The organism is Nocardia sp. NBC_00565 (assembly GCF_036345915.1).
Classification (GTDB): Bacteria; Actinomycetota; Actinomycetes; order Mycobacteriales; family Mycobacteriaceae; genus Nocardia.
The window spans coordinates 864,122-883,666 of sequence record NZ_CP107785.1; the positions used below are offsets into that span (position 1 = coordinate 864,122).

Consider the following 19,545-nt stretch of genomic DNA (forward strand, 5'->3'; position numbering starts at 1 on the left):
ACGGTAAACGGGGCGGAGGATTTATCCATGAAACGACTGGTGGTCTGCTGTGACGGCACCTGGAAGGCCGAATCGAGCAGCACGGTATCGAATATCATCAAGATCGCGCAGACGATCCGGTACGAAGCGCCGGGACCGTCGGGGGAGCCGATCCAGCAGTGGGTCAGCTACGTTTCCGGGCCGGGCGCCCGCGGTTTCCTCGCAGACCGCCTGATGGGCGGGGCGTTCGGGCTCGGACTCGAGGCGAATCTGTCCTCCGCGTACTGGCATCTTGCGCTGAACTGGCAGCCCGGCGATGAGATCTACATCTTCGGTTTCAGCCGCGGTGCGTTCACCGCGCGCAGCCTGGCCGGGCTGATCGGCCGCATCGGAATCATGACCCCCGATGCGATGATCGAGGGAAAGTACCCGCAGGCCTTGCAGATTCACCATCAGCCCGCGCCGACGCGGACGCCGGAGAACCCGGATCCGCCGGAGCCGCAGGAGTGGATCGACTTTCGCAAAGAGAACACTTGGCAGGCCCCCGCAAAGATCAACTTCATCGGTGTCTTCGATACCGTCGGCGCGCTCGGCGTGCCCGGACTGACCTCGCTGCGGCACCGGTTCCACGATGTGAAGCTCGGGCGCAATGTCTACTGCGCGCGCCAGGCCCTCGCACTCGACGAGCGGCGCCGCGCCTTCGAACCGTGCCTGTGGGAGGTGCCGATCGAACCGGATGTGAAGTACTCCCACGACTATGACCGCGTGAAGCAGGTGTGGTTCGAGGGCGTGCACAGCGATGTCGGCGGTGGTTACAAAGAGTGCGGACTATCGGATATCACGCTGCGCTGGATGGTCGAAGAGGCCGAAGCGGTGGGACTCACCTTCGACCGTGAGCGGCTCGAGGGGCTGTCCGAGCGCTGCCGCGCCACCGGTGCCGATCATATGGAGCTACACCGCTCGCTGAGCATCGGATACCGAATCCTCAACGTGCTGCGCACCATTCGCCAGCCGAAGAACCCGCGGTTCTACTGGGACTCCTGGCGACGGCTGTACACCGATGGGGACCGGGGCGTTCGACTGGCCTCCACTGTGCACGACGCCCTGCGTTATCGGCCGGTGAATCTGCGGCGCTGGCTGCACGATCACGATGGGGTGGTGCCCGAGACGTTGATCGAGAAGACGGGCACGGTCACTTCGGTGGTGCCGGAGGAGCCCTCAGCGCACCAGTAGTGCGACGGGCAGCCGGGCGAACAGCTTCTCCAGTCGCGCCCGGCCCTGGAAGGTGTGGCCGGTCAGCCGGTCGGTCCAGTTGCCCTGGGGCAACTCCAATGTGGTATCGCCCCACCCGGTTTCGGCCAGGCCGAGGCTGTGCCGGGTGGCCGCCACGATCACCTCGGGCGTTTCGCCGACCCGGCCGCGCGCGTAGGCGACCAGCCTGCTCTCCTGCTCACCGGTGGCGAACAACGGTAGGTAGGTGCCGCCGACGAAGCAGTCCGGCCGTTCGCGGCGCAGCCACAGCGCGTAGGCGGCGATCCACATCTTCGCCGCGCCGGTGGTGTCCAGTGCCGGTGTGCCGGTGAGGGATTGCAGCAGTCCGGCGCGGGCCGCGAAGTCCACCGGGCGGCGGTTGTCCGGATCGACGAGGGCGTCCTCCCACAGTTCGCAGCCCTGGTAGATATCGGGAATCCCGGGTCCGCACAACTGCAGCAGCTTTTGTGACAGCGAATCCGACCAGGCGTGCGGGGCGAGTTCGTGGACCAGATCACCGATCTCGGAGCCGACCGGTCCATCGATCACCGCATCCAACCAGCCGTGTACCGCCGTCTCGAACTCGGCATCCGGTTCCTCCCACGAGGTATGGACCCCGGCCTCGCGAATAGCCTTCTCCGCGAACAGATGCAGCCGCTCGCGCAGTCCGGCCACCGACGAGGCGGGGCGGCCGTCGGCGGGCCAGATGCCGAACATGTTCTGCAACAGGAACAGTGTGGTCGCGCCGTCGGGGCCGGGGGTGATTTCCTCCCAGGATTCGACGGCGCGCGCCCAGATCTCCGCGGCCTGGGACAGCACCCCGATCCGAGCGCGCACATCCTCCCCGCGCTTGGTGTCGTGGGTGGACAGGGTGGTCATGGTGGCGGGCCAGCGCTGCGCGCGCTCGCTGTTGGAGAGGTGGAACTCGTTGAGCGAGTGGCCGAATCGCGCCGGGTTGCCGCCGACCTCCTGTAGCGAGACCAGTCGCGCGGCCTGATAGAACATGGTGTCCTCGACGGCCTTGGCGGTGATCGCGCCGCACACCTGACTGAACCGCACGGCCGCCTCGCCATCGGTGGCCAGCGCGGCCACCAGCACGCTCAGCGGCACCGTGAGTTCGCTGTTGCGCTTTTCCACCTCGGCGACCACCGCTCCGGTCATGCCAGCCAGCGGCGCGTAGTCCACCCGGTACACCGGCATAAAGGCCAGCACCTCGATGGTGGCGTTGGTCAGCGCCATGGTGTCGAAGCTCTCGGCCCGCGCGTCGCGCTTGATCGCGGCGACCAGCCGGCGGATCTCCGGGGCCAGAATGTTCTCCGCCACCGCGCGTTTGATCCGATGTTCGGTCTCGCCGATCCAGGCGCGGTCGCTGCCGTGCCCGGCGAGCTTGCGCGACAGTTCGGTCAGCGCCTGTTCGCCGTCGGGATGGATCAGCACACCGCCGTAGTCGGACAGGGCGTCGTAGCCGGTGGTGCCATCGACCGGCAGGGTCGCGTCCAGTGGTTCGCGGTTGGCGAGGATCTTTTCGACAAGTAGTAGCCGGTGTGGGCCGATGACCCTGCGCAGCTTCGCCAGATACGCGGCGGGATAGGACAATCCATCCGGATGGTCGACGCGGACGCCGTCGATCAGATCGTGCTCGCACCAAGCGGTGAGCTCCCGATGGGTGATCTCGAAGACTTCGGGATCTTCCTGGCGCACCGCGGCCAGACTGTTGACCGCGAAGAACCGCCGGTAGGTGCACAGTCCGGCCTTCCAGCTGACCAGCCGATAGTGCTGCTTGTCGTGGATGCGCAGCGCATTGTCGCCATCGGTGCCCGCGGCGATGGGGAAGCGCAGATCGTGCAGTGCCAGCATCGGTTCCGAACCGGATCGGTCGACCGTCAGTGCGGCGGGGTCGTTCTCGCTCTGCAGCACCGGCAGCGCCAGCCGCCCGCCCGCACCGTTGCCCGCACTCCAGTCGATATCGAAGAAGTGCGCGAACTGCGATTCGCGGCCGTTGCGCAGCACATCCCACCACCACGGATTCTGCCGCGGATCGGCGACGCCGACGTGGTTGGGCACCAGATCCACGAGCAAACCCATACCGCGGCTGCGCACTTCGTCGGAGAGCGCCTTGAGCCCGGCCGGGCCGCCGAGGGCCGCTGAGACCGTGGTGGGGTCGGTGACGTCGTAGCCGTGCGTCGAACCGGCCGTCGCGGTGAGGATCGGCGACAGGTACAGGTGCGAAATGCCCAGCTGCTGTAGGTATTCCGCGATCGCGCGGGCATCGGCGAAGGTCAACGCGTCGGGGCGCAGCTGGAGTCGGTAGGTGCTGCGGATCGTCGTCTGCCGGGCCGGGGTGCGGCCGCGGGAGATCGGATCGGTGTGGTGGGTGAGCATCTCGGACTCGGTCGTCTCGATCTCGGTCGTCTCGGTCATCGGCGTTTCGGCTATGCGGGGCAGTGCAGGACGAGTAGGCAACGGGCGGGGACGGCGATGCTACTCGCCGCCGGATAGGTGGCGTCGGCTCGGCCGTCGGACACCGAACAGTCCAGTGCGACAGACCATTCGGCGCCGTAATCGGTGCCGGGGAGGGCGAAGTCGAGGTCGGTGTCGTGGGCGTTGAAGCACAGCAGGAACGAGTCGTCGGTGATGCGCTCGCCGCGCGGGCCCGGCTCATTGATGCCGAGACCGTTGAGATACACCGTGAGCGATTTACCGAAACCGCTGTCCCAGTCCGCGGGCGTCATCTCCTCACCCGCCGGGGTGAGCCAGGCGATATCGCGGGCATGGTCCTTGGCGCGGATCGGCTGCCCCTCCAGGAAGCGGCGGCGCCGGAAGATCGGATGTTCGGTGCGCAGCGCGATCACCCGCTTCGTGAACTCGAACAGGTCCGAATTCGTCTGCATCAGTGACCAATCCATCCAGGCCAGCGGTGCATCCTGACAGTAGACATTGTTGTTGCCCTGCTGCGTACGGCCCATCTCGTCGCCGTGCGCGAGCATCGGGGTGCCCTGGCTGAGCACCAGCGTGGCGAGCAGATTGCGACTCTGCTTGGCGCGCAACGCGAGAATCTCCGGATCGTCGGTCGGTCCCTCCGCACCGCAGTTCCACGAGCGGTTGTAACTCTCGCCGTCGCGGTTGTCCTCGCCGTTGGCCGCATTGTGTTTCTCGTTGTAGGACACCAGGTCCCGCAGCGTGAAACCGTCGTGCGCGGTGATGAAGTTGATGCTCGCGCTCGGCCTGCGGCCGGTGGCCTCGTACAGGTCCGAGGATCCGGTGAGCCGCGAGGCGAATTCGCCGAGGGTGGCGGGCTCGCCGCGCCAGTAGTCGCGCACGGTGTCGCGGTACTTGCCATTCCATTCGGTCCACTGACCCGGGAAGTTGCCGACCTGATAGCCGCCCTCGCCGACATCCCACGGCTCCGCGATCAGCTTCACCTGGCTCACGACCGGATCCTGTTGCACCAGATCGAAGAACGTCGAGAGCCGGTCCACGTCGTGCAGCTCGCGGGCGAGCGTGGCGGCCAGATCGAAGCGGAATCCGTCGACGTGCATGTCCAGGATCCAGTAGCGCAGCGAGTCCATGATCAGCTGCAGCGTGTGTGGGTGGCGCACGTTGAGGCTGTTACCGGTGCCGGTGTAATCCATATAGCGCGCGGGGTCGTCGTCGACCAGGCGATAGTAGGCGGCGTTGTCGATGCCGCGGAAGGCGAGCGTGGGTCCGAGGTGGTTGCCCTCGCCGGTGTGGTTGTAGACCACGTCGAGGATCACCTCGATGCCCTCGGCGTGCAATGCCCGCACCATCGCCTTGAATTCGGTGACCGCCGCGCCGCCACGCGGGCTGGCCGCGTATTCGTTGTGCGGGGCCAGATAGCCGAAGCTGTTGTAGCCCCAGTAGTTTCGCAGGCCCTGATCCAGCAGCATCCGGTCGTGCAGGAATTGGTGCACCGGCATCAGCTCGATCGCGGTGACGCCCAGGCTCTTCAGGTGTCCGACGATCGCCGGGTGCGCGATGCCCGCGTAGGTGCCGCGCAACTCCTCCGGAACCTCCGGATGCGTCATGGTCATACCCTTGACGTGCGCCTCGTAGATGACCGTCTCGTGGTAGGGCCGGTTCGGCGGTCGGTCGGCGCCCCAGTCGAAGAATGGGTTGATCACCACGCCGGTCATGGTGTGCCCCAGGGAATCCAGGCCGTAGGTGTGCAGCGATGCGTCGTTGTCGAATTCGCCGTCGAAGGCCTTGCCGTAGGGATCGACCAGCAATTTGCTTGGATCGCAGCGCAATCCGTGCTCGGGATCGTAGGGTCCGTGCACGCGGAAGCCGTAGCGCTGGCCTGGCCCGATGGTCGGGAGATAGGCGTGCCAGACGTAGGTGTCGACCTCTTCCAGTGGCACCCTGGTTTCGGTGCCGTCCCTGGCGATCAGGCACAGTTCGACGGCGTCGGCAACCTCGGAGAACACCGAGAAATTGGTGCCCGCGCCGTCGTAGGTCGCACCCAGAGGGTAAGCGGTGCCGGGCCAGACACCGAGGGGTGTCACCTCACCGGGCGCTGCGTCGGGCTGAGCCATGTCAACGACACTAGCGTCAGCCGGACCGTGCTTTGTGTGGGTGGTTGCGGCCGGGCGGGTCACTCCTGGTCGGAGCCGGTTTCCAGCCAGCGCCGCCGATAGCCGAGCCGGGTGGCGAGCCGCGCGAGTCCGCCGAGCACGGCCCGCTGCATCCCGACTGGGATGCCCGCGAGATAGCCGTCCTGGTAATCCCACAGCAACGCCAGGGCCAACGGGTCGCGGGGAATTCGTGTGTGGACGGTGGTTCCACCTGATCTTGGTTCTCACGCGTGGGGCGGCAAGGTGAGGTGCCAGGTTTGGCCGATGAGGTCGTGGCCGAAGCTGTGGTGGGGGGTCGAGTCGATGAGTTCGAAGCCTGCGCGTTGGTAGATGTGTCGGGCGCAGGTGAGGACGTCGTTGGTCCACAGCAGCATGTCGTGGTAGCCGACTTCGGTGGCGAATCGGAGGCAGTGGTCGACCAGGGTCGAGCCCACGCCGAGGCCGCGGGCGGTTGGTTCCACCAGGAGTAGCCGGAGGCGGGCGGTGGTATCGGTTTCCGCGACGCAGAAGACGCAGCCCACCGGCTCACCGTCGTATTCGGCGATCCAGGCGCGCTCGCGGCGCGCGTCGTGTTTGTCCAGGTAGTCGGCGACGATGCGGGCTACGAGTGTTTCGTAGCTTGCGTCCCAGCCGTATTCGGCGGCGTAGAGCGCGGCGTTGCGCTGGATCACCCAGCCGTAGTCGCCCGGTCGCGGTGCGCGGATGGCCAACTCGCGTGCGCCGGGGCTGTCGAGGACGCGCTGGATGGTGCGCATGGCGGTGACCAGTCGGGTGCGCTCGGCCGGTGCGTGCGCGTTGAGCAGGTAACCGACTTCGGCGCTCGACCGGTCGTCGAGTACCGCGAAGATCTCCTTGCCGCGTGTGGTCAGCCGGACCTCTTGGCGTCGTCCGTCGGTGTCGGAGCGATTGCGTTGGACCAGACCGTCCTTCTCGAAGCGCGTCAGGATGCGGCTGAGGTAGCCCGGATCCAGGTCGAGGGCGCGGCGCAGGGTGATGACCTCGGTCGCGCCGGAGTTGGCCAGTTCGAACATGATTCGCGCCTCGGTGAGCGAATATTCGCTGTCCAGCAGGCCCTCCCGCAGTACCCCGATGACTCGGGTGTAGCGGCGGTTGAATTCGCGGACGGCGTCGATATCGGCGGCGGCAACGGTGGTCACGGCGGCTCCCAATCTTTGACTCGGTCAAAGGATACGTCGGAACGTGGGCGGTGGGGTGCGTTTTATCGATGCGCGATCGTGTGCACCCAGCTCCGGTGGTAACTTGAACACCGTTCAAGATCGCCCCGGGGAGGCCGGGGCCAGCGTGCGACCGCGAGGATTCCTGTGGCACTGACCCCCGACGAGATCACCGCCATCGACGCCGAACACGTCTGGCATCCCTACGGCGGCTTTCCCGCGACCACCGAACCGCTGGTGGTTACCAGCGCTTCCGGCACCCGGCTGACCTTGGCCGATGGGCGGGAATTGGTCGACGGGATGAGTTCGTGGTGGGCTGCCATCCACGGTTACCGGCACCCTGTGCTCGATGCCGCGCTGGTGGCGCAGTCGCAGCGGATGAGCCATGTGATGTTCGGTGGGCTCACCCATGAACCGGCCGCTCGGCTGACCGAATTGCTCGTCGAACTGACCCCCGCCGGGCTGGACAAGGTATTCCTGTGCGACTCCGGGTCGGTCTCGGTCGAAGTCGCGGTCAAGATGTGTCTGCAGTATTGGCGTGCGGCGGGCAAACCGGGCAAGCGGCGGCTGCTCACCTGGCGCGGTGGGTATCACGGCGACACGTTCACGCCGATGAGCGTGTGCGATCCGCAGGGTGGCATGCACTCGCTGTGGACCGATGTACTGGCCGAGCAGGTCTTCGCCCCCGCGCCGCCGCGGGAGTATTCGTCGGACTATGTGGCCGAGTTCGAGCGGCTGCTGGCCGCACATGCCGATGAACTCGCTGCCGTCATCGTGGAGCCCGTCGTGCAGGGGGCCGGCGGGATGCGCTGGCATGACCCGCGGTATCTGACCGATCTGCGTCGCCTGTGCGATGAATACGGTGTGCTGCTGGCCTTCGATGAGATCGCGACCGGATTCGGGCGTACCGGAACGCTTTTCGCGGCCGATCAGGCCGGGGTGCGTCCGGATGTGATGTGCGTCGGCAAGTCGCTGACCGGCGGATACCTGACCTTGGCCGCCGCGCTGTGTACATCGCGGATCGCGGAGACCATCAGTGCCGGACACGGCGGCCTCATGCACGGGCCGACCTTCATGGGGAATCCGCTGGCCTGTGCCGTCGCGGTCGCCTCGATCGAGCTGCTGCTGCGCCGGGATTGGCGCGGCGAGGTCGCTCGCATCGAGGCGGAGCTGAAAATCGGTCTGGCCCCGGCGCATTCGCTGCCCGGAGTCGCCGATGTCCGGGTGCTGGGGGCGATCGGCGTCGTGCAACTCGACCACCCGGTGGATATGCGCAAGGCGACCCACGCCGCCGTCGAAGCGGGAGTGTGGTTGCGGCCCTTCCGCGATCTGATCTATACGATGCCGCCGTTCATCAGCACGACCGAGGATGTCGAGCGGATCACCGCGGCGATAGTCGCGGCGGCGGGCACGTAGCAGCGGGTGGTGCGGTTACTCGCGGATGCTGCGTTGGGCTTGCGCGACCTCCGGCCGGTCACTGTCGGCGAGGACCTCCCAGATGCGGAAGACGCAGTGGTAGTCATCGGACCAGCCGCTGGCGATCAGGAGATAGGTGTCGCCGTCGCGGAGCAGGACGCGGCGGCCGGGGAGTCTCGGGTGTTGCGGCGTGAAAGTGGAGACCAGCGACTGGAGTTTGGTGATGGCTTGGTCGCGGCTACCAACCACTTCCGCGAGGACCCGCGGTGCCCAGCGCTTGTTTTCGCCGGAACCTGTTGTCTCTTCGACGACTATCGCCCACCGTGGCATCCGGGCCCACTCCCTCTGGCGGAAATGCCTCGCCACCGTTGCTCGGTGGCGACACCCAACGATTGCTCCCACGGTACCAGCCAGCACCCCGGAACAGGCGGCCTGAACGGTGTTCAAGTATGCTGCGGAGCTGTGAGTACCGATCCGTTGGGCTGGTTGGATGAACGCGCGGCCGAGCGTGTGCGCGCCGGGTTGCGCCGAGAGCTACGACCCCGCGCGGCACAGTCGCCGTCGATCGACCTGGCCTCCAACGACTACCTCGGGCTGGTGCGCCACCCCGAGGTGATCGAGGGCGCGATCGACGCGGTGCGCCGCTGGGGTACCGGGTCGACCGGATCGCGGCTCGTCACCGGGACCACCGCCGAACATGAGCGGCTCGAGACCGAACTCGCCGAATTCGTCGGCGCCGAGGCCGGTTTGGTCTTCGCCTCCGGTTACGCCGCCAATCTCGGCGTGGTGACCGCATTGGCCGGGCGCGGTGCGCTGGTCGTCTCCGATGCGGGCAGCCATGCCTCGCTGGTGGATGCCTGCCGACTCTCGCGGTCGCGCGTGGAGATCGCCGCGCACTGTGATGTCGCGGCGGTCGACCGGCTGCTGGCCGAGCGCAACGAGGAACGGGCGCTGGTGCTCACGGATTCGGTGTTCAGCGCCGACGGTGATCTGGCTCCGCTGGCCGAGCTGCATCGGGTCACCAGGGCCAATGGCGCGGTGTTGATCGTGGACGAGGCACATGGGCTCGGGGTGCGCGGTGCGGGTGGACGCGGGCTGGTGCACGAGGTCGGCCTGGCCGGGGAGCCGGATCTGGTGATCACCGCGACGTTGTCGAAAGCGCTTGCCGCACAGGGCGGTGCGGTGTTGGCGAGTGAGCGGGTGCGGGCGCATCTGATCGATGCGGCGCGCACGTTCATCTTCGATACCGGACTCGCGCCCGCCGCGGTCGGTGCGGCTCGGGCGGCCCTGCGATTGCTGTGTCGCGAACCCGAGATGGCAGGTCGGGTACTGCAGCGGGCTGCCGAGATCGCGCGCATTGCCGGTGTGGCGGAACCGGATTCGGCGGTCGTTTCGGTGGTGCTCGGGGAAGCGCAGGTTGCCTACGATGCCGCGCAAGCGTGTCGGGCGCGGGGGTTGGATGTCGGGTGCTTCCGTCCGCCGTCGGTGCCGGAGGGGACCTCACGGCTGCGGCTGACCGCGCGTGCGAACCTGACGCGTGCCGAACTCGACACCATCGCAACGGTTCTCGGTGCCGTGCTGGCGCAGGCGCGTGGGCTGGTGACCGCATGAGTGTGCTCCTGTCACCGCGCGCGACGCGCATGCCGGAGCCGAGCATCAGCGAGGTGCGGGCATGAGTGTGCTGTTCGTCACAGGAACGTCGACGGAGGTCGGCAAGACCGTGGTTACCGCCGCGCTTGCCGCATCCGCGCTTGCCGCGGGTCGGTCCGTGGCGGTGTGCAAACCGGCCCAAACCGGTGTGGGCCCGGGCGAACCCGGCGATCTCGCCGAGATCGAACGACTCACCGGCGTCACGAGGAACGTCGAGTTGGCGCGCTATCCCGACCCGCTCGCTCCGGACACTGCCGCGCGCCGGTGCGGACAGCCGCAGTTGACGTTGAGTGAAACGGCCGCCGCCGTCGACTCCTTGGCCGATGCGGATTTGACCCTGGTGGAAGGCGCGGGCGGATTGCTGGTCCGCTTGGGCGAATTCACTCTGCTCGATTTGGCTCAGAAGATCGACGCCCCGGTGCTGGTCGTCGCCGCGGCCGGTCTCGGTACCCTCAACCACAGCGAATTGACCACGCGCGCACTGGCATCCGCTGGTGTCCGCTGTGCTGGTCTGGTGATCGGTTCGTGGCCTGCCGATCCCGACTTGGCCGCCGAATGCAATCGCATCGACCTGCCCCGGTTGATCGGCGTAGACGTGGTCGGCGCGCTTCCCGCAGGTGCCGGCGCCTGGGACCGCGAGGCGTTCGTCGCGGCGGCTCCCGGCTGGTTCACCCCTGGATGGTCCCCGCTCGACTGCTGATCGGATCGGGATGGTTCGATTACCGTGGCTACCACCAGGATCGGTTGGCATGTGCGGGCCCCGCGGGCGACCGTCTACGGTCTGCTCCTCGATGCGCGGGCGGTCGCGACCTGGCAGGTGCCGACCGGGATGACCAGCGAGGTGCACGAGTTCGACCCGCGCGAGGGCGGCAGGTTCCGGATCTCGCGCTTCCCGGGATCGGCGGAGGAGGTCTCACTTTCGCCGAGAGGCGATCACAGTGGCGCGACCGTTCCGGAGTTACACCGGATTCCCTGACCCGCCGGGAGATAACGTCCTCTACCGTTCGGTCGGGTTCGCGGCCTCCCAGGGTTGGCTGGCAGCACCTGTGGTCCGTACCTACAGTGGAGAAGATGTCGCCGTTGGACGATCGGCACCCGTCCACCGTCTCGGACTGGGACGATGCGCGACGGAAGGCCCGGCTCCGGGAGACTCGTCTCGGATACGGGTGGCAGACGTTGCGCCGCACCAGGCTGACGCTGCTGCGGGTCGCTGTGACACTGCTCGCTGGGTTGATCGTGTTCGCCCAGTACTGGGTGCACGACGTCACGCCCGAACGCGATCGGCTGGCGCGCACCGAGCCCGCCGTGCTGCCGATCGCCACCCCCGCGCACGAGCGCGATTGGGACACCGTCGTTGTCGATATGGTCGGTCTCGGCGGTCTGAACGCCAGCAATACCGCGGCCGCGCTGCCTGCCCTCAGTCAGATGGGCGTGGTGTGGGCGATCAAATACGACAATCAAGGTATCGACACCAAGGTGATCGCCGAACTGATCATCCGCGCCGCCCAGATGTCGGGCCTGAAGAACATCGTGCTGGTCGGGCACAGCATGGGCGGGGTCATCGCGCTGGAGGTCGCCCGGCATATCCACACCGACAGCGACCGGCGGCTGGTGGGGGTCGTACTGGATTGCACACCGGTGGATCTGAACGCGGTGCGCCCGGAAAGTCGCGGCGCGGGCGAGGACATGGTGCGCTGGATGAGCTGGCTACCCGGGGCGCGGGAGAGCCGGACGCTGCGGCTGGCCGTCGAAACATACGCGCGCCGTGATCGATTCATCGATCACGGCGGTGACGGGTTGCCGGGTGTGCGGCTCGAGGCGCTGCGTGATGTCGTCGAGGAGGTGCTGCGCGAGAAGGTCTTCTCCCGTGATGCGGCCAGCAACGGACTGATCGAAACGCAATTCCTGGCGATCGTGGCGGGCGGTGCGATCAACGACCTGCGCGCGCTCTCCCGTCCGGTCGACGGTAAACCGCGCCCGGCCATCGTCTTCATCCGCCCACGCGATCCGGAAAACGACCGGGTGGTGGATGTCGAGTACTCCCATCAGGTGCTCGTCGAGCGGGCAGGCGGCGTCGACGGCACCTTGCTTGTGGTCATGCCGCGAAATACCGGGCACGCCAATCCGATGCAGCGGCCCGAGGCCTACAACCAGATCATCGAGCAGCAGATCCTGCCGTTCATCCAGCAGTATCAGGAGCAGATGCGCGGGTCGATCTCGTCGGCGGCGCCGCGCTGAGATCCGACTCCGGAGTTGGAATCAGGCTAAAACAAACGGTGTTCGCGCGGGTTTTGTCTTGCTTGAATGCGAGCATGTATCGACCACGTACGTTCCTGCCCGGCCTGTTCGGCCGCGCAACCGCCGCATTGCTCGCTGTGGCGACCGTTGCGAGCCTGGGGCTGACCGGCTGCGCGAGCGACGACAAGCCGGTCGGTAATACCGACGCTCCGCTGCCCACCGAAATCCCCGCGGGCACCAAGCTCGTACTCGCCGACCAATCCGAGCGGTTGAAGTCGGTGCTCCAGTTCTCCGGCGAACTCGACAAGTTGCCATTCAAGGTAGAGTTCGCCAACTTCATCGGCGGCCCGGCGATTCTGGAGGCATTCCGGGCGGGTGCCGCGGATGTCGCGCCGGTCGGCGATGTCCCGCCGATCCACGCGCTGGTGGCCGGACAGGACGTGCCGATCGTCGCGGCCTATCAAACCAGCAACAACGCACTCAAACTCGCGGTAGCGCCAGGCAAGACCGCCAGCACGCTGGCCGATCTGAAGGGTAAGAAGATCGCCTACGCGGAAGGCACCGCACAGCAGGCCGCAGTGCTGCGGGCGCTCGCCAAGGCTGGACTGAAACCCACTGATGTGCAACTGGTTCGACTGCAACTCTCGGAGTTCCTGGACGCCGTACGCACCGGCCAGGTCGATATCGCCCCGCTGATCGAACCGAATGTCACCCGGCTGTTGCGGACACCGGGTGCCTCGCTGATCCCGGATTCGGAGACCACCGGCATCTACCCCGGCCTGGCCTACCTGTACGCGCGCCGCGCCGTGGTCGCGGATCCGGCCAAGGCGGCCGCCACCCGTGCGCTGGTAGCGGCCTACGTTCGGGCCAACCAGTGGGCCAACACACATCAAGACGAGTGGGCGCGCAAGTATTACGTCGAGAACCAGAAGGTGAGCGCGGACGACGCCAAGCGCATAGTCGACTCGCTGGGCACCTACACCTTCCCGCACCTGGATCAGCAGCTCGTCGATCGCCAGCAGAACACCATCGACGTCATCGACAAGGCGGGCGAACTACCCAAAAAGGTGCGCGCCGCCAATGGTTTCGATCTGCGCTTCGACGCTGTCATCACCCAAGCCGTCACCGAAAGCGGCGCCGCATTCGAACCGAAGGCGAAATAGCCGTGGCCACCTTGGAAGTTGGCGTACTCGGCCGGATCGGACGAAGTGCGCGCACCGCACCCGAACCCTTGTTGGCGCGGCGCAAGCCGACTCGACCCAGGCTCGGGCCGGGCCGCTCGATTCCGTTCGGGATCGCCATCGGGCCGGTGCTGCTGATCGTGGGTTGGGTGCTCGGATCCGCCTCGGGTGCATTGGATGCCGACACGCTGCCCGCGCCGTGGACGGTCGCCGAGACCGCTCGTGATCTCATTGCCGACGGCAGGCTGCAGTCGAATCTGCTCACCTCCCTCAAACGTGCGGCCTGGGGTCTGGGGCTGGGTGTCGTGATCGGTGTGGTGCTCGCCTTGATCGCTGGACTGAGCCGGTTCGGAGAAGCCTTGCTGGACGGACCGATTCAGATCAAACGCTCGATTCCGACCCTGGCGCTGATCCCGCTGTTCATCGTGTGGTTCGGCATCGGCGAAGAGATGAAGCTCATCGTCATCACGACCAGTGTCGCGATTCCGATCTATATCAACACCCACGCGCAACTGCGCGGTGTCGACAGTAGGTATGTGGAATTGGCTGCGACAGTGGGGCTTTCGCGGTGGGGCTTCATCCGCCGGATCGCACTGCCGGGTTCGCTGCCCGGATTCTTCACGGGTCTGCGGCTGGCGGTCACCATTTCGTGGCTGGCGTTGGTCGTGGTCGAACAGGTCAATGCCACCAGCGGCATCGGCTATCTGATGACGCAGGCACGCACCTACGGCCAGATCGACGTCATCGTCGTCGGCCTGGTGATCTACGGCCTGCTCGGGCTTTTCGGTGATATCGCCGTGCGAGCGGTGGAACGGAGGGCGCTGTCATGGCGACAGACGATCTCGGATTGAGTGTGGTCCGAACCCGCGCGCTGCGACGGGGTTTCGGCGACCGGGTGGTGCTGCACGGCATCGACCTCGATATCGCCCGCGGTGAATTCGTCGCCCTGCTGGGGCGTAGCGGTTCGGGCAAGAGCACCCTGTTGCGCGCGCTGGCCGAACTGGATCACGATGTGCTCGGCTCCGGTGAGTTGACGGTGCCCGCGGAACGTTCCGTGGTGTTCCAGGATTCGCGGCTGCTGCCGTGGAACCGGGTGCTGGACAACGTTACTCTCGGACTGACGGGCGCGGACGCGGCCGAGCGTGGCCGCACCGCACTGGCCGAGGTCGGTCTGGCGGGGCGGGAAAAGGCTTGGCCCAAGGAGCTTTCCGGTGGCGAGCAGCAACGCGTCGCATTGGCGCGCTCGCTGGTCAGGGAACCGGAGCTGTTGCTGGCCGATGAGCCATTCGGCGCGCTGGATGCGCTCACCCGCATCAAAATGCATGTGCTGCTACAGGATCTGTGCGCGAAGCACCGACCCGCCGTCCTGCTGGTGACCCACGATGTCGACGAGGCGGTGCTGCTCGCCGACCGAGTGCTCGTGCTCGATGAGGGCCGCATCGCAGTCGACCAGCGCATCGATCTGGAACGGCCACGCCGCCATATCGATCCGGACTTCCACCGCTTGCGCGAGTTGCTGCTGGCCAGCCTCGGGGTCGATATCGCGACCTTGCACGACGAGAAGAAAGCCTCATGACACGCCAACTCAGCCTCAATGCGTTCATCTACCCGTCCGGGCACCACGAGGCGGCCTGGCGGCATCCACAGAGCCGACCCGATCGCATCTACGATGTCGCCTACTACCAGGAGATCGGCCGCACCGCCGAGGCCGCGAAACTCGACGCGGTGTTCTTCGCCGACGGGCCGGCGCTGCGCACCAACGTCAAGCACAATGCGGCCTCCGGTCTGGAGCCGATTACGCTGCTCACCGCGATCGCCACGGCGACAACCCATCTCGGACTGATCGCCACCGCATCCACCACCTACTACGAGCCCTACAACCTGGCCCGGCTGTTCTCCACGCTGGACCACATCTCCGGCGGCCGGGCGGGCTGGAATATCGTCACCACCGGAACCGACCTCGCGGCCGCGAATTTCGGGCTCGCCGCGCATCCCGATCACGCGACGCGGTACGCGCGGGCCAGGGAGTTCGTCGACGCGGTCGTCGCGCTGTGGAACAGCTGGGAGGACGACGCGATCCTGCTGGATCGAGCGGCGGGTGTCTACGCCGACACCGACAAGATCCACCCGATCGACTTCGTCGGCGAATACCTCAGTGTGCGTGGGCCGTTCAACGCGCCACGAACCCCGCAGGGGCATCCGGTGCTCGTGCAGGCCGGTGCCTCCAACGATGGCCGCGCGTTCGCGGGCAAATATGCGGAGGCGATCTTCACCGCGCATCAGCGGCTCGAGGACGCGCAGGCGTTCTATGCCGATATCAAGGCAAAAGCACGCGAATTCGGCCGTACCGCCGAACATGTCAAGATCCTGCCCGGGATCAGCCCGTTCATCGCCGACACCGAGGCCGGGGCCAAGCGGCTCGAACGGGAATTCAATGAGCTGACCGTGCCCGAGTACGGCCTGAAGCAGTTGGAGGCCATCGCGGGTCAGAGCCTGCGCCGGCTGCCGCTGGATGAACCCGTGCCGCTCGAATTGTTCAACGATGCAGGCGATGTCACCGATAACGGGCAGAGTCGACGGCAGGTGGTCGCCGGGATCGTCCAGCGGGAACGGCCCACCGTGCGCGGACTACTGCACCGCCTCGCCGGTGCGCGCGGACACCGGGTCTTCGCCGGTACGCCGGAGCAGGTCGCCGACACCATAGAGGAATGGTTCCGCAACGGCGCCGCCGACGGCTTCAACGTGATGCCGCCCTATTACCCGGGCGGACTCGAGGTCTTCGCCGAACAGGTCGTCCCGATCCTGCAGCAGCGCGGCCTGTTCCGCACCGAATACACCGGCACCACCCTGCGCGACCACTTCGGCCTGCCACGCCCCGAGAGCCGGTTCACACCGCGCCCAGCACTCGCGCAGTGAGCGAAGTAGTCGCTGCCCCGGACTGTCGCAATATTCGCGCAGGCACCGCGAGTGTCGAGCGCCGAGCCACCAGGTTGATCGGTGTGCTCGGCGATTGTGCCCGGTTTGGGAGAGAGTCCGGCGATTCGATCGGATCACCTCTCCAGCACTCAGCGCGGCCCTCGGCGTTCGCGCTGTGAGCGAGCAGACCTTCGCCGTCGACCATGCTCGGGTGCGCCTGCGTGCGCTGGTGTGGACGGTGTTCGTGCCGGTGGTGCTGTACGGCATCGGGTCCGGTGCGGCCGCACCGATGTTCGCGCTGCGTGCATTGGATCTGGGAGCGTCGGCCGGGGTAGCGGGGATTGTGGTCGCGCTGAGTGGGTTGGGGATGGTGTTGGCCGATCTGCCGGCTGGGCGGATCATCGCCCGGATAGGGGAGCGCGGGGCGATCGCTGTCGGCTCGGGCGTCGGGTTGGTCGGGGTGCTGTGCGCGATCTTCGCGCCGAACGCCGGGGTATTGGCGGTGGGCCTGCTGCTCAACGGAATCGCCAGTGCGGTATGGGGTTTAGCGCGTCAGTCCTACATAGTGGCGGTGGTGCCGCGGGCCGAGCGGGGGCGTGCGTTCTCCACCTTGGCGGGCGCGTCGCGGCTCGGATCCTTTTGCGGGCCCTTCGTCGGCGCCGGATTGGTCTACGCGATGGGGCCGAGTGGTGCGCTGTGGCTGCAGTTCGCCACCACCGTGCTCTCGGGTGCGGCGATGCTCGCCATCCGGTCGGCCGAGGGCGACGATGTGGACTCCGCCGATCACACCCTGCGCTCGGTTGTCGTCGAAAACCGCAGGGTGCTGGGCACACTCGGTCTGGCGGCGCTGCTGATGGGCGGTGCGCGGGCGTCGCGCATCGCACTGCTACCGCTGTGGGCCGCGCATATCGGCGTCAGCGCCGCCACGACGAGCCTGGTGTTCGGCATCGCCGGGGCGATGGATGTATTGCTGTCCTACCCGGGCGGCATCTGGCTCGATCGCTACGGCGGTCGGGCCACCGGCATCCCATCGATGTTGCTGTTCGCGGCGGGCTTCGCGGCTCTCCCGCTCACCACCTCGGCGCTCGAACTCAGCAGTGTCGCAGTAGTACTCGGCCTTGCCAACGGCGTGAGCAACGGCATCATCATGACCGTCGGCGCCGATGTCGCACCCCCGGCCCAACGCGCCGAATTCCTCGGCGCCTGGCGCCTGACCCACGACATCGGCATGTTCACCGGCCCCATCGCGATCGGCTTGATCAGCGCCGCAACAGTTCTCGGCGCCTCGGCCCTCGCCCTTGCCGCCGCCGCATCGGCAGGCGCGGTCGCCATGTACCGCTGGTTCCCGGGATCCACACTGCGCCGAGACTCACCCGATGCCGACCACTCCTAGAAGGCACCCTGACTTCCATTCCGTTCCGAACTCCGCGGGATCCGAGCTATTCGAGTGTCATCTCGGGGAGCGCGTCGAGCGGCTGATCGATGGACATCCTGCTCGAGCGGATGGGCCACCGACAAGGTGGGGCAGGCGTGCGGTTGGCATTGCGTCGTGCGGCGCTGGGTCAGGAGAGTCGGGTGCGGCCCAAGTAAGCGAGTAGTTGGTCGCTGGGGGTGGGGGTTGGCGGATCGATCGGCGGAGCGAATAGGGGCCATCTGTCCTGCATGGGAACCAGTTCCGGTGCGACCGTGAGTAATTCGCTGGCGAGGCGGTCGGGGATCGGTGGTGTGGTTGGGTCGGTGGCGGCGAGATCCCAGGCGTGGATGGTCAATTCGAGGGCGCCGACAGTACCGAGGACGGGGGCGGGGACCGGTCGGCCGAAGACGACGACTGATCGAGGGTGCTCGTTGGCCCAATCGTCGAGGAGAGCGACGGCTCTACTCCGAATATGGAGGGGCCCAGCATAACTCGGTAGAGGTGCGCCGGGTGTGAGGCGAACCTGTCCGCCCGCCAGGCCTTCGCGCAACGCGGCGATCGACTCGTCCATATGCGCGAGGAGCATGCGCATATTCCAGTCCCGGCACGGTGTCGGCGCCGAAAGGTCGGGTCCGAGGTTGGGCAGGACCGACAGGAGATAGGCGACCGCTCGCTCGAGCAGATCATCGGTCATGGCAGGACCGGCAATATGGTCTCCGCCAACGACGTGGGCAGGCCGAACGCGGCGAACAACGCGCTGTCATGGTATGAGACCACGTGCGCGATCCCGGCTGGCGTGGCCGTCAGGATCTGCAGCGACTGCGCATGACCACGCAGGTAGAAGGCGAATCCGGGCTGACCGTTCGCCGCGATCGGCACCATCCGCACTTCGCCCGCCGAATACGGGCACTTCGACCGAATCAGCTCCACGACAGCGGAATTGCCGCGGAACCACTCCGCGATCGGCGGCATCTCCCACACCGCGTCCGCGCGCAACAGCGTGATGAGCGTATCCATATCGGCGGCCTCGAACGCGGCGGCATATTTGTCCAGCAGAGCACGGATTTCGGGGTCGGCAGGCTCGGCGACCGGAGTGTCCGGACCCAAGTCGCCGAGGGCGGCATGCGCGCGCTGCAGCATGCTGTTGACCGCTGCCACGCTGGCTCCGATCAGCTCCGCGACCTCAGTAGCCTTCCAGTGCAACACATCTCGCAGAATCAGCACGGCCCGCTGGCGTGGCGGCAGATGCTGCCAGGCGGCCATCAGTGCCAGCCGCATGTCGTCGCGGGCCGCGACAATGGCGGCCGGATCCGACGCCTCAGACGCGACCAGCGCGTCCGGCATCGGTTGCAGCCAAGGGATTTCGGGTGCGAGATGCACCTCCTGCGTGGGATCGCCGGTGGGCCCGGATAGTCCGGTGGGCAGTACACGTCGGCTGCTGTGCTCGAGCGCGTTGAGGCACGCGTTGGTGGCGATCCGGTACAGCCAAGTCCGCATCGAGGCCCGGCCCTCGAAATCGCCGTACGCGCGCCAGGCCCGCAGCAGCGTCTCCTGCACCAGATCCTCGGCATCGTCGATCGAACCGAGCATTCGATAGCAGTGGGCGAGCAGTTCGCGCCGATACGGCGCGGTGCGGGCGGCGAAGTCGTCGCTCTCGATCATGCGCTGTCCTTCCGGGTGTCCGATCGGTGTCCCTCCGAATACCGACCGGCGAGCCGTCCGGAACTCATCGG

General features: G+C 66.9%; 17 protein-coding genes, 1 pseudogene and 1 riboswitch. Of the genes and pseudogenes, 11 read left to right on the plus strand and 7 right to left on the minus strand.

Annotated features, from left to right (window positions below; translation table 11 throughout):
• The first annotated feature begins 27 nt into the window (after positions 1 to 27).
• Positions 28 to 1,212, plus strand: coding sequence for a DUF2235 domain-containing protein (locus tag OG874_RS04310; protein ID WP_330253830.1), 1,185 nt, complete (start codon positions 28 to 30; stop codon positions 1,210 to 1,212).
• Here the strand turns inward: OG874_RS04310 and treY are convergent.
• From treY to OG874_RS04330, 4 genes are read right to left on the minus strand one after another with little or no spacing between them, the layout of a single operon-like run.
• Positions 1,198 to 3,612, minus strand: coding sequence for a malto-oligosyltrehalose synthase (gene treY, locus OG874_RS04315; RefSeq protein ID WP_330257171.1), 2,415 nt, complete (start codon positions 3,610 to 3,612; stop codon positions 1,198 to 1,200). The two genes, OG874_RS04310 and treY, sit on opposite strands and share 15 nt — an antisense overlap.
• Positions 3,613 to 3,662: 50 nt before the next feature.
• Positions 3,663 to 5,783: a glycogen debranching protein GlgX gene (gene glgX, locus OG874_RS04320; RefSeq protein ID WP_330253831.1), complete on the minus strand. Its 2,121-nt coding sequence runs from the start codon at positions 5,781 to 5,783 to the stop codon at positions 3,663 to 3,665.
• Positions 5,784 to 5,842: 59 nt separating this feature from the next.
• Positions 5,843 to 5,995: a hypothetical protein gene (locus tag OG874_RS04325; RefSeq protein WP_330253832.1), complete on the minus strand. Its 153-nt coding sequence runs from the start codon at positions 5,993 to 5,995 to the stop codon at positions 5,843 to 5,845.
• 51 nt (positions 5,996 to 6,046) lie between these two features.
• Positions 6,047 to 6,979 (minus strand): bifunctional helix-turn-helix transcriptional regulator/GNAT family N-acetyltransferase, encoded by a 933-nt coding sequence (locus OG874_RS04330; RefSeq protein WP_330253833.1) that lies wholly within the window; start codon positions 6,977 to 6,979, stop codon positions 6,047 to 6,049.
• Between the two features lie 165 nt (positions 6,980 to 7,144).
• Between OG874_RS04330 and OG874_RS04335 the strand changes: the two genes are divergently transcribed.
• Complete coding sequence (locus OG874_RS04335; RefSeq protein ID WP_330253834.1) at positions 7,145 to 8,413, plus strand: adenosylmethionine--8-amino-7-oxononanoate transaminase; 1,269 nt, start codon at positions 7,145 to 7,147, stop codon at positions 8,411 to 8,413.
• Between the two features lie 15 nt (positions 8,414 to 8,428).
• Here OG874_RS04335 and OG874_RS04340 read toward each other — a convergent pair whose 3' ends face one another.
• Complete coding sequence (locus tag OG874_RS04340; protein ID WP_330253835.1) at positions 8,429 to 8,743, minus strand: hypothetical protein; 315 nt, start codon at positions 8,741 to 8,743, stop codon at positions 8,429 to 8,431.
• A gap of 132 nt (positions 8,744 to 8,875) precedes the next feature.
• Between OG874_RS04340 and OG874_RS04345 the strand changes: the two genes are divergently transcribed.
• From OG874_RS04345 to OG874_RS04385, 9 genes and pseudogenes are all read left to right on the plus strand, one after another.
• Positions 8,876 to 10,024 carry an 8-amino-7-oxononanoate synthase gene (locus OG874_RS04345; protein WP_330253836.1) on the plus strand — a complete coding sequence of 383 codons (1,149 nt, stop codon included), beginning with the start codon at positions 8,876 to 8,878 and terminating at the stop codon, positions 10,022 to 10,024.
• 61 nt (positions 10,025 to 10,085) lie between these two features.
• Positions 10,086 to 10,763, plus strand: coding sequence for a dethiobiotin synthase (gene bioD / locus OG874_RS04350; protein WP_330253837.1), 678 nt, complete (start codon positions 10,086 to 10,088; stop codon positions 10,761 to 10,763).
• 51 nt (positions 10,764 to 10,814) lie between these two features.
• Positions 10,815 to 10,943: pseudogene (locus OG874_RS04355) on the plus strand (SRPBCC domain-containing protein); the annotation flags it as partial.
• Positions 10,944 to 10,952: 9 nt separating this feature from the next.
• Positions 10,953 to 11,077, minus strand: a riboswitch (cobalamin riboswitch).
• A gap of 57 nt (positions 11,078 to 11,134) precedes the next feature.
• Positions 11,135 to 12,301 carry an alpha/beta hydrolase gene (locus tag OG874_RS04360; RefSeq protein WP_330253838.1) on the plus strand — a complete coding sequence of 389 codons (1,167 nt, stop codon included), beginning with the start codon at positions 11,135 to 11,137 and terminating at the stop codon, positions 12,299 to 12,301.
• Positions 12,302 to 12,375: 74 nt separating this feature from the next.
• Positions 12,376 to 13,464, plus strand: coding sequence for an ABC transporter substrate-binding protein (locus OG874_RS04365; RefSeq protein WP_330253839.1), 1,089 nt, complete (start codon positions 12,376 to 12,378; stop codon positions 13,462 to 13,464).
• A 2-nt stretch (positions 13,465 to 13,466) separates the two neighbouring features.
• Entirely contained in the window at positions 13,467 to 14,333 is an 867-nt protein-coding gene (locus OG874_RS04370) for an ABC transporter permease (protein ID WP_330253840.1), read from the plus strand.
• Positions 14,309 to 15,058 (plus strand): ABC transporter ATP-binding protein, encoded by a 750-nt coding sequence (locus tag OG874_RS04375; protein WP_330253841.1) that lies wholly within the window; start codon positions 14,309 to 14,311, stop codon positions 15,056 to 15,058. The genes OG874_RS04370 and OG874_RS04375 overlap by 25 nt, the downstream gene beginning before the upstream one ends.
• Entirely contained in the window at positions 15,055 to 16,398 is a 1,344-nt protein-coding gene (locus OG874_RS04380) for an LLM class flavin-dependent oxidoreductase (protein WP_330253842.1), read from the plus strand. The genes OG874_RS04375 and OG874_RS04380 overlap by 4 nt, the downstream gene beginning before the upstream one ends.
• A gap of 175 nt (positions 16,399 to 16,573) precedes the next feature.
• The gene (locus OG874_RS04385) at positions 16,574 to 17,791 is read left to right on the plus strand and encodes an MFS transporter (RefSeq protein ID WP_330253843.1); all 1,218 of its coding nucleotides are present in this window, start codon (positions 16,574 to 16,576) and stop codon (positions 17,789 to 17,791) included.
• 169 nt (positions 17,792 to 17,960) lie between these two features.
• Here OG874_RS04385 and OG874_RS04390 read toward each other — a convergent pair whose 3' ends face one another.
• Together OG874_RS04390 and OG874_RS04395 are read right to left on the minus strand one after the other, a co-directional pair.
• A complete protein-coding gene (locus OG874_RS04390) occupies positions 17,961 to 18,506 on the minus strand; it encodes a maleylpyruvate isomerase family mycothiol-dependent enzyme (protein WP_330253844.1) in 546 nt (181 codons plus the stop codon).
• Positions 18,503 to 19,474 carry a sigma-70 family RNA polymerase sigma factor gene (locus OG874_RS04395; protein ID WP_330253845.1) on the minus strand — a complete coding sequence of 324 codons (972 nt, stop codon included), beginning with the start codon at positions 19,472 to 19,474 and terminating at the stop codon, positions 18,503 to 18,505. The genes OG874_RS04390 and OG874_RS04395 overlap by 4 nt, the downstream gene beginning before the upstream one ends.
• Positions 19,475 to 19,545 lie beyond the last annotated feature (71 nt).